Below are 12761 nucleotides of genomic sequence, written 5' to 3' on the forward strand. Positions count from 1 at the left end.
AACCTGGCCTCAAGACCACGACATGAAACACCGAACGAAACGCAAAGAGGATGGAAGATGACACAGAAGATTTTCGCTTTTTTCCCGGAAGCGGCCTATGGCCCGGCCTTGAATTCCGTCGGTATCGCGCAAGCCGTTGAACGCATGGGCCACAAGGCCGTTTTCCTGTCAGATCCCGGGTTTGTCGATGTTTACAAGGGCTATGGCTTTGAAGCCCATCCCGTGAACCTGTCGGCCCCGATGCCGCCCGAACAGATGGCCAAATTCTGGGAAGACTTCATCAACGGCCATATTCCCAATTTTCGCAAGGCGCCGATCGATCAGCTCGACAATTACGTCAAGGAATGCTGGGAGGCGATCGTCGACAGTGCGAAATGGGCAGAGAAAGATCTTCCCGGCATTCTTGCCGAGATAAAGCCCGACGTGATTTCAGTCGACAATGTGATCCTTTTCCCGGCAATCAAGCAGAATGGTGCACCCTGGGTGCGGATCATTTCCTGCTCCGAGAACGAGATCGAGGACGATGCCATTCCTCCGCATCTGTCTGGCATGTCGGTAAATGATACCGAAGGTCATGCAGCCTTCCGCGCCAAATTTCATGAAGTGATCAAGCCGATCCACGATGATTACAATGAATTCCTGAAGTCGGCAGGCGAGGCGCCTTATCCTCTGGGCGAGTTCTTCGAAGCCTCACCTTTCCTCAATCTGCTGCTTTATCCTGAGCCAGTCACCTACAAGCGCGCCAAGCCGCTCGATCCGGCTCGGTTCCAGTATCTCGAAGGCTGCGTGCGTCAGGACAAGCCATACGAAGTGCCGACCTTCAAGAAGAACAATGACGGCCCGCTTCTTTATGTGTCGTTCGGATCTCTGGGCGCAGGCGACACCGATCTCTTGAAACGCCTGATCACGCTGATTGGTAAGACCCGCTACCGCGCGCTGGTCAATGTCGGTGACTACAAGAGCGAGTACAGCGACATACCGGACAATGTGATCATTGAAGGCTGGTATCCGCAGCCGTCGGTGATCCCGCAGGTCGATGCCGTGATCCATCATGGCGGCAACAACTCCTTCACCGAATGCCTCTATTTCGGCAAGCCTGCGATCATCATGTCCTATGTCTGGGATGGTCATGACAATGCCATGCGCGTGCAGGAAACCGGTCATGGCTTCCGCTCCGATCGCTATGAATGGACCGACGAGGACCTGATCGAAAAGATCGAGGCCTGCCTCACCGATGAGGGCATGGCCGCACGTCTGAAGGCGACCTCAGCTCATATGCAATCGCAAAATGGTCAGGAAAAAGCGGCCAAGCTGCTCGTCGCTTTGACGGAGAATGGGGAATGACCAACCTGTCCTCCTCTGCCCCCCACATCCACGACGCCTGCACCTATGACGACCTGGTGGATTGGGGCCCGCAGCCGGGCATGATCGAAGGTCAATCCCATTCCACCGGCCGGCTGCTTTTCAAGCGACCCAACAACTCTCCCGAAACGGGGATCTGGGTCTGCACACCCGGGCGCTGGCGCCTTTCGGTTCCACGCGATGAATTTTGTCATTTCGTCTCCGGCCGCGCCACCTACCGCCGCGACGGGACCGACGAGGTGATTGAAGTGACGCCCGGCACCTGCGTGCTGTTTCCTGCCGGATGGGAAGGCGAAGCCAATATCTCCGAGACCATCCGCAACATTTACATTCTGAGTTGAACTGGAATTCTCAATGACCACCACACCTGTCATGCACAAGCCGCTCGATGTGACCGATACGGTCGACTGGGGGATCATTCCGACGATGGTTGAGGGCGAAAGCCACACCTCCGGCAAGGTTCTTTACAAGGGGCCTGAGGGACAATCGGAATGCGGCCTTTGGATCTGCACACCCGGCAAATGGGAATGCCACGTCACCAAGGATGAGTTCTGCCACTTTCTCGAAGGCCGCTGCACCTATGTGCATGAAAGCGGCGAGGTGATCGAAATCACGCCCGATACGGCGGCGTTCTTTCCGCAGGACTGGAAGGGCATCTGCACCGTCCACGAGACCGTGAAGAAGGTCTACATGATCCGATGACATCTGCAGCACCAAGCGCAGTGACCCTGGCACCACCCATTGCCGCCTTTCTGGCGCGGCATGGGCTGGCAAATGCTCGCCTTGAGCCTCTGGCTGGCGATGCGTCGGCGCGGCGGTATTTCCGCTTGCCGGACAAGGGGCTTTTGCTGATGGAAGATCGCGAGGATCTGGTGGGTTTTGCAGCCTATGTGCGGCTCTCGCGCCATCTTCTGAGCCTCGGCCTGTCGGCTCCGCGCGTTCATGGCGCCGACCCGTCAACCGGTCTTGGGCTGGTCGAGGATTTTGGCGCCGACACCTATTCGAAGTGCCTCTTTGACGGCGCAAGCGAGGCCGACCTTTATGAGCTTGCGGTCGATGCGCTGCTGCATCTGCATCATGATGTCCGTGGCGCGCAGGTCGCGTGCCCTGAGTTTGACATGGCGACCTATCTCGCAGAACTCGACATGTTTTCGCAATGGTTCGCGCCGGCGGTAAATCCGTCTGTCGACCGGCCCCGGTTCTCGGAGACATTCCGTGGGCTCTGGGCCGATGCCCTGGCGCCTCTGAAGGATGCGACCGAAACCCTGGTGCTCCGCGATTTTCATGTCGACAATCTGATGTATCTGCCTGAGCGAAAAGGTTTGGCGCGCTGCGGATTGCTTGATTTCCAGGACGGCATTCTCGGGCCATGCGAATATGATCTCGTCTCGCTGCTGCAGGATGCGCGCCGGGACCTCGCTCCCGGCCTCGAGCAGGCTCTGCTCGATCGGTACATCGCCAGAGCGCCGGCGCGGCTGGGTGGAGAATCCGCCATCCGTCAGCGCTATTTTCTCCTCGGCGCCCAGCGTCATGCTCGCATAGCCGGCGTGTTCCTGCGGCTGTCGCAGCGCGACGGCAAGGCAAACTATCTCGCCTTCTTGCCCCGCGTGCTGCGGCAACTCGATACCGCGCTCACCGACGCGGGCCTCGTCGAAATCAAGACCTTTCTGACAGCCGAGCTCCCCGGTTGGGCAGCTCACGGCACGGCGCTTGGGCAGAAGGCAGATGAAAACAAAGGAATGATCCATGTCTGATACGGCCAAGCCGCGTTATTTCCTGACGCCGGAGTTTCACGTGAGCCAGGGGCCTCAGCATGCGGTGATTGACCCCGCTACGTTAGAAGAGGTCGGCAAACGCTCTGACGTGACGGCTGAGGAAGTTGAAAGCGTTCTTGTTCGGGTCAACGCGGCGCAAGCCAGCTGGAAAAAGATCGACGCCAAATCGCGTGCGCAGATCCTGCATCGCCTGGCAAACCGGATCGAAGCCAACGACATGACCGACTGCGCCATTCTGATGTCGCGGGAAATGGGCAAGCCCTATCCGGAAGCCATCGGCGAAGTCGCCAATTGCGCCTCGATCTTCCGCTATTATGCGGAAATGGCGCGCGACGAAGCGGGCAAGGTTGCAGGCACGACACAGGCCGGATCGCTGCAATATGCGCGCTATGAGCCCTATGGCGTCTCGGCCCATATCATGCCCTTCAACTTTCCCATTCTGTTGATGTGCTGGACGGTTGCTGCTTCGCTCGCAGCTGGCAATGGCTGTGTGATCAAGCCGGCCGAAGCCACGACGCTCTCGACACTGGAATTCATGAAAGTGTTTGATGTTCTGCCCGCGGATCTCGTTGCCTGCTTGCCGGGCGGTGCCGCTGTCGGGTCCGCCTTGGTTGAAAGCGACAAGACCCATGCGATCGCCTTCACCGGCTCTGTCGGTGCTGGTCAGGCGGTGGCAGCAGCCGCAGCGCGGAAGATGAAGCCGGCGGTCATTGAGGCTGGCGGCTCCGACCCGATGATCATCACCAAGCACGCGCCGATTGCCATTGCTGCAGCCGGCGCCGTAACTGGTGCATTTCACATGTCCGGTCAGGTCTGCACATCAACTGAACGGCTCTATGTGGTCGACAGCATTCACGATGAATTCGTCAAAGCCTTCGTGGAGGAAACCAGCCAGTTGCGCATCGGCAATGGCCTCGACAAATCTGAAATCGGCCCGCTGGTGAGTGAAGCAGCGCTTGAAAAGGTCAAGCGGCTTGTGGCCGATGCTGTTGCCAAGGGAGCAAAGGTTGAATGTGGCGGGGGCAAGCCGCAAGGGCTCGATACGGGCTGGTTTTTTGAGCCCACCATTCTGACAGGCTGCACGCCGCACATGGAGATCATGAAATCGGAAGTCTTTGGCCCGGTCGCCTCCATCGTGCGCGTTCCGGATTTCGATACCGCGATTGCCATGGCCAATGACAGCCCGTTCGGTCTTGGCGCATCGATCTTCACCACCGACCTCGAAGAAGCCCACGAGGCAGCCGAACGGCTTGAGGCGGGGATGGTCTGGGTCAACAATCCGATGATCGACAATGACGCTCTGCCCTTCGGTGGCTGGAAAGCGTCAGGCATGGGGCGTGAACTGGGTCGACAGGGTCTTGATGCATTTCGTAGGTCCAAGATGGTGATCATGGATCACAAGCCCGTCCGTCATGACTGGTGGTATCCCTATCCCGACGACTGGTTTCTGGAAGCTGGCGGACGCAAGCACGTTTGATCACTCAGGATTGCCGCTGAGGCAATCCTTGATGAGGAAAAGTGAGACCTACGCTTATGGATATCAAACAGCGCCTTGCCGGAGCTTCAACCGACCCGGTCTGGTGGAGCACGCTGCCGCAATCCGCGGCCTTGCCGCCGCTTGCCCAGGATGGCACCTGTGATCTTGCCATCATCGGCGGCGGGTTTACCGGGTTGTGGTGTGCGCTTAAAGCGCGCGCGCGTTATCCCGAGGCTCGGATTGTGGTGTTGGAAGCAAAGCGCTGCGGCGGGGCTGCCAGTGGGCGCAACGGCGGGTTTTGCGCGCCGAGCATTTCCCACGGCGTCTCCAATGCGATGGAGCGCTGGCCGCGTGAGGCGGAAACGCTTGTCAGGTTAGGCAACGAGAACCTCAATCAGCTCGAGCAGGATCTGGGTGCCTATGGCATTGATGCCGAATTCGAGCGAAGCGGCAAACTGAATGTAGCAGCAACACCGTGGCAGGCCGATGGTTTGAAATCCATGCAGTCGAGCCTCGGCAAGTTCGGTTTCAAAACCGATTTGCTGCAAAACGAGGCGCTGGACACCCGGTTCAAGACGCCGGCCTATCAATCAGGCCTTTGGGATCCGAATTATGCTCTGGTCAATCCGGGCAAACTGGTCACCGGCCTGCGTCGCGCCTGCCTTGAGCGCGGCATCGAGATTTACGAAGACACGCCTGTCGAAAATCTTAAAAACACGAGAGATTGTATTGAGCTGAAAACACCGCAAGCTCAATTACGAGCCGCCCGGGTGGCCATGGCAACCAATGCTGCTGTTCCTCTGCTCAAGCGGCTGCGGATGGCGATCATTCCGATCTATGATTATTCCCTGGTCACCGAGCCGCTCAGCGATGAGCAGCTTGAGGCCATTGGCTGGGTCGGGCGATACGGGATCGCCGACAGCGGCAACCAGTTCCACTATTCCCGCAAGACCGCCGACAACCGTATTCTTTGGGCGGGTTTCGATGCGATCTACGAGTTTGGCAGTGACAGGTCTGATGCACGGCTGCAACGCGCCGAGAGTTTCGAGCGGCTGGTGCAAAACTTCGACCGCGTCTTCCCGGCTCTCGCAAATGTCAGGTTCAGCCACATCTGGGGCGGTATCATCGACACCTCGGCGCGGACGACATTTTTTGCTGGCAAAGCCTTTGGCGGACGTCTGGCCTATGCGCTTGGATTTACCGGGCAGGGCGTTTCCGCCAGTCGCTTTGGTGCGCTGACAATGCTGGATCTGCTCGACGGGGTCGAGACCGAGCGCACATCGCTCGCCATGTCGCGCAGTTGGCCGGTGCCGTTTCCGCCAGAGCCTCTGCGCTATCTGGCCGTGCAATGGGCACAGCGCGATCTCGCCCGTGAAGACATCACCGGCAAACGGTCCCTCATGCTGAGAACCCTGGATCGCCTGGGCATCGGCTTCGCATCCTGACCTCTCAGTGATTTTTGGAGACAATAATGTCTGACCAACCCGCCCATGTGATTGGCTTTGACACAAGCGATACCGTGCCCAAGGTGACTGTTACCGATGACCCGGCAGTCGTTGACACTGCGTATGAAAGCCGCAGCTGGCGCTGTTTTCAATCGCCCGAAAAGGGCGCGATCGCGGGGATCTGGGAGGCTGGACCGCATCTCGAACGCTGCGCCTGTGACTACGATGAAATGTGCCACATCCTCGAAGGCGAGGTGCGCCTGACTGACGCCGATGGCAGATCACGAACCTTTGGTCCCGGCGACAGCTTTGTCGTTGCTGCCGGTTTTCGCGGAACCTGGGAAAACCTGACGCTGGTTCGGAAGGTCTTTTTCATACTGTCGTGAAATGGATTGGCAAGCTTGGAAGCGCACAGCCGATGGAAAGTGTTCGTGTTCGCGGCTAGTGTGACTGCTGCGGCCATCGTCACGTTGACCTCTTGGGCTCACCCTTACGCCGCAGCGACCATTCCACTTGAGCGAAGATCTCCTCGGTTCTCAGATTGGTTTTCGTGACGATGGCATGGTGTGCTATGCGGGACCGGTATCGGACGAAGGGGACAACAAATGGGACTTCGGGTATCTGCGTTGCTGCACGCGGCACAAATCTTGTCAGTTGCGGCCCTCGTGACGTTGGGTGGGGCGGCAGCACATGCCGAGGATATGACCTATTTCACAATCGGCACCGCCGGGGTCGGTGGAACCTATTTTCCGCTCGCCGGGACGATTGCCAATTCGATTTCAAATCCGCCCGGCTCGCGCGAATGCGATGAAGGCGGGTCCTGCGGTGTCCCGGGCCTAGTGGCGGTGGCGCAATCCTCACATGGATCGGTCGCAAATGTCAGCGCAATCGTCTCGGGCGGCCTTAATTCAGGGTTCTCCCAGTCAGATGTTGCCTACTGGGCCTATTCGGGCACCGGCACTTTCGAGGGCCAGGAGCCGATGCGCGATCTGCGCGTCATTGCGGCGCTCTATCCCGAGCATGTTCACCTGATCGCTTCCAGGACTTCCGGCATCGCTTCTGTCACGGACCTGAAGGGCAAGCGGGTTTCTCTCGACAAGACCGACTCCGGCACCTATCCCGACGCTGTTCTGATCCTTGAAGCTTTCGGTCTCTCGGAAGCAGACATCACCGTCGAGCACCTCAAGCCCGAGGATGCCTCGGATGCGCTGCGCGATGGCCGGCTTGATGCACTCTTCTTTGTCGGCGGCTATCCGGCCCGCGCGCTTGCCGAGCTTGCTGGCAATGCTGAGGTGGTACTCGTTCCCATCTCTGGCCCGGAAGTGGACGGGATGCTTTTGGAGCATTCGTTTTTTGCCAATGACGCGATACCGGACGGGGTCTACCAGAATGTGGATGGCGTCCCGACAGTTGCGGTAGGGGCGCAATGGCTCACCGGTCTGGAGCAGGATGAGGAATTGATCTACCAGATCACCAAGGCGCTCTGGAATCCGACCACGCGGAAGCTGCTTGATGTCGGACATGTCAAGGGCGCATCGGTGACCCGCCAAACCGCACTTGATGGAATAGGAATCCCGCTGCATCCCGGCGCCGAGAGATTTTACCGTGAAGCTGGCATGATCAGGTAAGGCGCCTTCGCCCGGCGTTCAGCGATGTCCGTAATAGAGCGAAACCGCATGTTCGGCTTCGGCGAAGAACAACCAGCGTTCAGCCAGCAGCCCGATGATCATGGACAGCGCCGCCACCAGAATGAGCGGCGCCGGCGCTCCGGTAAGGGCAATCAGCGCCAGGATCACGATCGGCAGCACGCCGCCAAGTACGAGTGCCAGCAGCCGCAATTTGCGGGCGTGCTTGCGGCCGATCCGATGCACCATCTCGCGGGTGAGATAGTTCTCGCCGGTATGCGGGCGTTCAAGCAGCCGCACCTTGCCGATAAAGCCGAGCCCGGTTGCGGTTTCCGGCGTTGAGCCGACGTCGGACAGCCGAGCCCGGCCAGCATGCGCCCACCATATCCACTTGGCTGCCCAGGCAAGAGCAACCAGCAGGATGCCCCAGAGTTCCGGTGATTGATAATCGCCGAAGGCCGATGCCAGCAGCCAGCCGGAGCCGAGCGCGAAACTCAGATAGACAACCGGCGTGAGCGGGCTCTTCCATTGCGGCACGGTCTTAAGCTGGGCGTAGATCATCGAGGTGGTGAACACCGTTGTCGCCGCGCCGAGGGCGATCAGCAGACCCAGAAGCTGCGATCTGTTGCCCGTCAGCATCCAGACAAGCGCATAGATCCCGAACAGAACCAGCGTGACAATTGCCGCGATGCCTTCTCGCGACAGCCAGCTCGAGCGCCACTGGCTGAGCGCCCGCCAGGCACGTTCCGGGTGCCCCAGATGAAATGTCGAGGCCAGAAGCCCGGCCACGGCAAGCCCGCCACCGAGGAGCGAGACCAGGAATGCACGTCCCGCGCCACCACCAACGGGAAATCCCAGCCCGATGAGGAAGATCATGCCAAAGCCGGCGCCCGAGGCGACCGTGAAAAAGATGACGGAAACGGCAGGATGCATGATCTGTTATCCGAGTTTGTCGAGCGCCGCGTCGAGCCAGCCCAAGAACCCGTCGGCTTTCGGTGTGTCGATCTTGGCGGGTGCTGCCGTTTGAGCCGATCGTTGCGAGGTCTTCGGACGGGGCGGCAGATACTTGTTGACCGGGCGTGTTTCCATCTCCGGCATCAGGTCGATCCCGCCACGTTCTGCGACCAGCCGTGACACGTCTGAGCCTGGATCGTTGAAATCACCAAAGTGCCGCGCGCTTGAGGGGCAGGTGCGCACACAGGCCGGGATCCGGTCTTCTTCAGCCAGGGTGTCGCTGTAGATCCGGTCAACGCACAGCGTGCATTTCTTCATCACGTTTTCGACCGGGTCCATCTCGCGCGCGCCATAGGGGCATGCCCATGCGCACAACCCGCAGCCGATGCACAGGTCCTCATCGACCAGCACGATCCCGTCCTCGGAGCGCTTGTAGCTGGCGCCGGTCGGGCAAACGGTCACGCACGGCGCATCATCGCAATGCAGGCAGGATTTGGGGAAATGCACGATCTGCGCCGGCGCATTCTCGGGCGTCACCTCGAACGTGTGGATCCGGTTCAGCCAAGCGCCGGACACATCGGCGCCATAGGCGTCAGTATCGGCGAGTGGCGAGGCTCCGGCGCTGGTGTTCCATTCCTTGCAGTTGACCGCGCAGGCATGACAGCCGACACAAGTGTCGAGATCGATGACGAGGCCGAGCCGCTTTTCGGTCGATGTGGGAAGACTGGTCATCGGGCTTTCTCCCGTCCGAACACCACATTTGTAGGCGCGGAACCGACCGGGCTTGTCTGCGCGCCGGCCTGGGGCAGGCTTTGCCCGCTGCTTTGATCAGTATCCTTGCGGATTGCCACGCGCAGGTCGAACCAGGCGGCCTGGCCGGTGATCGGGTCGGAATTTGCCCAGCGGCGGCCATCGCCTTTTGGTGGCAGCAATTCGTCAATCAGGTGGTTGAGCAGGAAACCGCGCGTCGCCTCCGGTGCGTCCTTGTCGAGTGCCCATGCGCCAGCTCGCTTGCCAATCGCATTCCATGTCCAAAGCGTCGAGCCGTTGACCGCATCCATGCGAGCAATCCTGACCCGGATTTCACCTGATTGCGAGGACACCAGTGCCCAGTCGCCAGTCTCCAATCCCTGGCTGTCGCAAACGTCGCCCGGCACATAAAGCGCGTTCTCGCCGTGGATCTGCCGCAGCCAGGCATTCTGCGACCCCCAGGAATGGTACATCGCAGCTGGCCGTTGGGTGATGGCGTGAAGCGGATAGGCGTCGCCATCCAGACCATCTTCCATGAAGGGCGGGTACCAGACAGGCAGCGGATCGAAACAGGTCCTGATCCGCTCGCGGTGATGTTCCGGCGGCATTGGCTTGATCTTGCCTTCGGCGGCAAGCTGGAATTTGCGCAAAGGTTCGAGATAGAGCTGGAAGATGTTCTCCACCGGCCCGTCCTGCAGCCCGTGCTCGATCGCCCAGTCGCTCCAGGCCCGGTTGGCGTGTTTGAAGTAGTGCGCCTCCGCAGGCACGTGCACCTGCGAGAATCCACCATTCTCGATATAGCGTTTGAGCTGGTCCGGATTGGGTTTCCCCCGCCCGGTCTTGTCGCCTCTCTCGCCGCGCCAGCCTGAAAGCGGGCCGATCCCCGGCTTGCGCTGGTGTTTGACGATGTAGTCGGCATAATCCTTGTAAATAGCTGCGCCGTCCTCATCGACCATGCCCGGAAGTTTCAAGCGTGCTCCAAGATCCAGCAGCACGCTCTGGAAGCCGCGCACATCCCGGTCCGGTTCAACCACCGGCCAGCGGATTGAATCGCACAGCGCCTCGGGTTCGCTGATCGGCCTGTCCAAAAGCGAAATACAGTCATGCCGTTCGAGATAGGTGGTGTCGGGCAGGATCAGATCGGAAAACGCCACCATTTCGGAGGAATAGGCGTCCGAATAGATGATCTTCGGGATCACATACTCGCCATTCTCGTCCTTGTCGGTCAGCATCTTCATCACTGATGAGCTGTTCATCGACGAGTTCCACGCCATGTTGGCCATGTACATGAACAGGACATCGATGCCGTAGGGATCGCGCGCATGCGCATTGGAAATGACCATGTGCATCATGCCATGTGCCGACAGCGGCGCATCCCAGGAAAATGCCTTGTCGATGCGCTGCGCGGTCTCGCCGTCTGCTTCCAGCAGCAGATCTTCCGGTCCACGCGGGTAACCCAGGTGCGGCCCCGCAAGCGCGGTATCGGCGCAGGCGCCGCCATGCGGCCGCGGCTGGCCAGCGACCGGCCGCGGATAGGGCGGCTTGAAGCGGAAGCCGCCGGGGCTATCGATCGATCCGACGAGGATCTGCAGCAAATGCAGCGCGCGGCAAGTCTGGAACCCGTTGGAATGCGCCGAGATGCCGCGCATGGCATGAAACGCCACCGGTCGCCCGATCATCCGCTCGTGCCGTTCGCCCTTCATGTCGGTCCAGGGTTGCTCGATGATTACTTCGCGCTCGAAAGCGGCCTCGGCGATCTCTCCGGCGATCCGTATGATGGTTTCGGCATCAATCCCGGTTCGCCCGGCCACGGCGGAGGGTGCATATTGCGGATCCAGATATTTTTGCGCCAGCAGTTCGAACACCGGAATGGCGTGACGTCCGTCGGGCAACTCGAAACGGCCTTTTAGCGCCGGCTTGATTCCCGGGGTCGCGGAGGAGGTGGCCTTGCCGCTCTTCCTGTCGGCCACCAGCGGCGTGCCGTCTTCGTCGCGCGCGAACAGGCCGTGACTTGAACCCTCGGGATCGTCGATCACCAGCCAGGGCGCATTGGTGTAGCGGATCAGGTAGTCGACATCGATCTTGCCGTTGCGCATCAGTTCGTGCACCAGCGCCAGGATCAGCAAACCGTCAGTGCCCGGCGTGATGCCCAGCCATTCGTCGGCGATGGCGTTGTAGCCGGTGCGCACCGGGTTGACCCCAATCACCTTGACGCCGCGCTCCTTCAGCTTGCCGAGGCCCATCTTGATCGGGTTGGAATCGTGATCCTCGGCAACGCCGAAAATCATGAACAGTTCAGTGTGGTCCCAGTCGGGTGCGCCAAACTCCCAGAATGCGCCACCCATCGTGTAGATGCCGGCGGCCGCCATGTTGACGGAGCAGAATCCGCCATGGGCGGCATAGTTGGGGGTGCCGTATTGCTGCGCCCACCAGCCGGTCATCGACTGGCTCTGGTCGCGGCCGGTGAAAAAGGCGAGTTTGCGCGGATCGGTGCGACGAACCTCGCCGAGCCAGTCAGTTGCCAGCGCCAGCGCCTCGTCCCATTCGATCTCCTTGAATTCGCCGGAGCCGCGTTCGCCGGTCCTCAGCAGCGGCTTCTTCAGCCGTGCTGGGGAATAGTGTTGCATGATCCCGGCTGATCCCTTGGCGCACAGAACGCCCTTGTTGATCGGATGGTCGCGGTTTCCCTCGATATACCGGACCTTGCCTTCGGCCATATGGACATTGATGCCGCAGCGGCAGGCACACATGTAACAGGTTGTTTTGCGAATCTCGGTCTTGCCGTCAGCCGCGCCTGAAGCCCTGCTGGTCTGGTTCATTCACTCTCCCCAAGACGCGCCGCCCGATGTTTCGGTTGCACCACGTTCTAGTGTCCGCCTTTTTCGGCAAATCCACTGCGTCCGCCTCCGCGACCGTTGGGCAAGCGGACCGCGCAGCCGGGCAAATGTCAAGTGTGGCTGGTAAAGCCAGATTGACTATTTCTAAGTCCAGATAAGAGGGGCCCGGCGGTGTAGGGGATGGCGTGCATCAGCAAATGGCTTCGCCGGGCGGGCTGCAATACAGACCGTGCAACACTTCAAGCACGGCTGCGACTTCCTTGCCCTTAAGGGAATAATAGATGGTCTGGGCATCGCGTCTGGTGTGGACCAGGTCTGCATCGCGCAACTTGCGCAGATGGTGTGACATGGCCGGCTGTGACAGCCCCGCCATATCTGCCAGTTTCAGGACACTTTGCTCGCCATCGAGCAGAATGCACAGGATCCGCAGACGCACCGGCTGTGACAGCATTTCCATCAACTTCGCCGCCTCGCCCATGCGCGGCTCCATTTCGGCCATGTCTTGTGCTTCAAGCATCTCCGGATTCCGATCCAAT

Annotated in this window: 12 protein-coding genes; 8 read left to right on the top strand and 4 right to left on the bottom strand. The window is 59.9% G+C overall.

What is annotated here, in order from left to right; genetic code table 11:
* Positions 1-57 precede the first annotated feature (57 nt).
* The 8 genes from WNZ14_RS04400 to WNZ14_RS04435 all read left to right on the top strand — a co-directional run bounded on the left by WNZ14_RS04400 (position 58) and on the right by WNZ14_RS04435 (position 7687).
* The gene (locus WNZ14_RS04400) at positions 58-1344 is read left to right on the top strand and encodes a glycosyltransferase (RefSeq protein ID WP_342867380.1); all 1287 of its coding nucleotides are present in this window, start codon (positions 58-60) and stop codon (positions 1342-1344) included.
* Positions 1341-1703 carry a cupin domain-containing protein gene (locus WNZ14_RS04405; RefSeq protein ID WP_342867381.1) on the top strand — a complete coding sequence of 121 codons (363 nt, stop codon included), beginning with the start codon at positions 1341-1343 and terminating at the stop codon, positions 1701-1703. Before WNZ14_RS04400 ends, WNZ14_RS04405 begins: the two co-directional genes overlap by 4 nt.
* Before the next feature lie 13 nt (positions 1704-1716).
* On the top strand, positions 1717-2064 hold the full coding sequence (locus WNZ14_RS04410) for a cupin domain-containing protein (RefSeq protein WP_342867382.1): 348 nt from the start codon (positions 1717-1719) through the stop codon (positions 2062-2064).
* Positions 2061-3116: a phosphotransferase gene (locus tag WNZ14_RS04415; RefSeq protein WP_342867383.1), complete on the top strand. Its 1056-nt coding sequence runs from the start codon at positions 2061-2063 to the stop codon at positions 3114-3116. The genes WNZ14_RS04410 and WNZ14_RS04415 overlap by 4 nt, the downstream gene beginning before the upstream one ends.
* Positions 3109-4614: an aldehyde dehydrogenase family protein gene (locus WNZ14_RS04420; RefSeq protein ID WP_342867384.1), complete on the top strand. Its 1506-nt coding sequence runs from the start codon at positions 3109-3111 to the stop codon at positions 4612-4614. Before WNZ14_RS04415 ends, WNZ14_RS04420 begins: the two co-directional genes overlap by 8 nt.
* 56 nt (positions 4615-4670) lie before the next feature.
* Positions 4671-6059 carry an FAD-dependent oxidoreductase gene (locus tag WNZ14_RS04425; protein WP_342867385.1) on the top strand — a complete coding sequence of 463 codons (1389 nt, stop codon included), beginning with the start codon at positions 4671-4673 and terminating at the stop codon, positions 6057-6059.
* A 26-nt stretch (positions 6060-6085) separates the two neighbouring features.
* Entirely contained in the window at positions 6086-6445 is a 360-nt protein-coding gene (locus tag WNZ14_RS04430; RefSeq protein ID WP_342867386.1) for a cupin domain-containing protein, read from the top strand.
* A gap of 219 nt (positions 6446-6664) precedes the next feature.
* Positions 6665-7687, top strand: a complete 1023-nt coding sequence (locus WNZ14_RS04435) for a TAXI family TRAP transporter solute-binding subunit (protein ID WP_342867387.1) — start codon at positions 6665-6667, stop codon at positions 7685-7687.
* 18 nt (positions 7688-7705) lie between these two features.
* Here WNZ14_RS04435 and WNZ14_RS04440 read toward each other — a convergent pair whose 3' ends face one another.
* The 4 genes from WNZ14_RS04440 to WNZ14_RS04455 form a co-directional block, all read right to left on the bottom strand.
* On the bottom strand, positions 7706-8617 hold the full coding sequence (locus tag WNZ14_RS04440; RefSeq protein ID WP_342867388.1) for a DmsC/YnfH family molybdoenzyme membrane anchor subunit: 912 nt from the start codon (positions 8615-8617) through the stop codon (positions 7706-7708).
* A gap of 6 nt (positions 8618-8623) precedes the next feature.
* Complete coding sequence (locus WNZ14_RS04445) at positions 8624-9370, bottom strand: 4Fe-4S dicluster domain-containing protein (RefSeq protein WP_342867389.1); 747 nt, start codon at positions 9368-9370, stop codon at positions 8624-8626.
* Entirely contained in the window at positions 9367-12207 is a 2841-nt protein-coding gene (locus WNZ14_RS04450) for a molybdopterin oxidoreductase family protein (protein WP_342867390.1), read from the bottom strand. The genes WNZ14_RS04445 and WNZ14_RS04450 overlap by 4 nt, the downstream gene beginning before the upstream one ends.
* A gap of 208 nt (positions 12208-12415) precedes the next feature.
* The gene (locus tag WNZ14_RS04455; protein ID WP_342867391.1) at positions 12416-12742 is read right to left on the bottom strand and encodes a metalloregulator ArsR/SmtB family transcription factor; all 327 of its coding nucleotides are present in this window, start codon (positions 12740-12742) and stop codon (positions 12416-12418) included.
* Positions 12743-12761 lie beyond the last annotated feature (19 nt).

This window comes from Hoeflea sp. AS60 (assembly GCF_038900115.1).
Classification (GTDB): domain Bacteria; phylum Pseudomonadota; class Alphaproteobacteria; order Rhizobiales; family Rhizobiaceae; genus Hoeflea.

Bases quoted from the DNA above. Each gene is read 5' to 3' on its own strand.
- WNZ14_RS04420 (WP_342867384.1), top strand. From the start codon at position 3,109: ATGTCTGATACGGCCAAGCCGCGTTATTTCCTGACGCCGGAGTTTCAC.
- WNZ14_RS04425 (WP_342867385.1), top strand. From the start codon at position 4,671: ATGGATATCAAACAGCGCCTTGCCGGAGCTTCAACCGACCCGGTCTGG.
- WNZ14_RS04435 (WP_342867387.1), top strand. From the start codon at position 6,665: ATGGGACTTCGGGTATCTGCGTTGCTGCACGCGGCACAAATCTTGTCA.
- WNZ14_RS04405 (WP_342867381.1), top strand. From the start codon at position 1,341: ATGACCAACCTGTCCTCCTCTGCCCCCCACATCCACGACGCCTGCACC.
- WNZ14_RS04450 (WP_342867390.1), bottom strand. From the start codon at position 12,207: ATGAACCAGACCAGCAGGGCTTCAGGCGCGGCTGACGGCAAGACCGAG.
- WNZ14_RS04455 (WP_342867391.1), bottom strand. From the start codon at position 12,742: ATGCTTGAAGCACAAGACATGGCCGAAATGGAGCCGCGCATGGGCGAG.
- WNZ14_RS04410 (WP_342867382.1), top strand. From the start codon at position 1,717: ATGACCACCACACCTGTCATGCACAAGCCGCTCGATGTGACCGATACG.
- WNZ14_RS04430 (WP_342867386.1), top strand. From the start codon at position 6,086: ATGTCTGACCAACCCGCCCATGTGATTGGCTTTGACACAAGCGATACC.
- WNZ14_RS04440 (WP_342867388.1), bottom strand. From the start codon at position 8,617: ATGCATCCTGCCGTTTCCGTCATCTTTTTCACGGTCGCCTCGGGCGCC.
- WNZ14_RS04415 (WP_342867383.1), top strand. From the start codon at position 2,061: ATGACATCTGCAGCACCAAGCGCAGTGACCCTGGCACCACCCATTGCC.
- WNZ14_RS04445 (WP_342867389.1), bottom strand. From the start codon at position 9,370: ATGACCAGTCTTCCCACATCGACCGAAAAGCGGCTCGGCCTCGTCATC.
- WNZ14_RS04400 (WP_342867380.1), top strand. From the start codon at position 58: ATGACACAGAAGATTTTCGCTTTTTTCCCGGAAGCGGCCTATGGCCCG.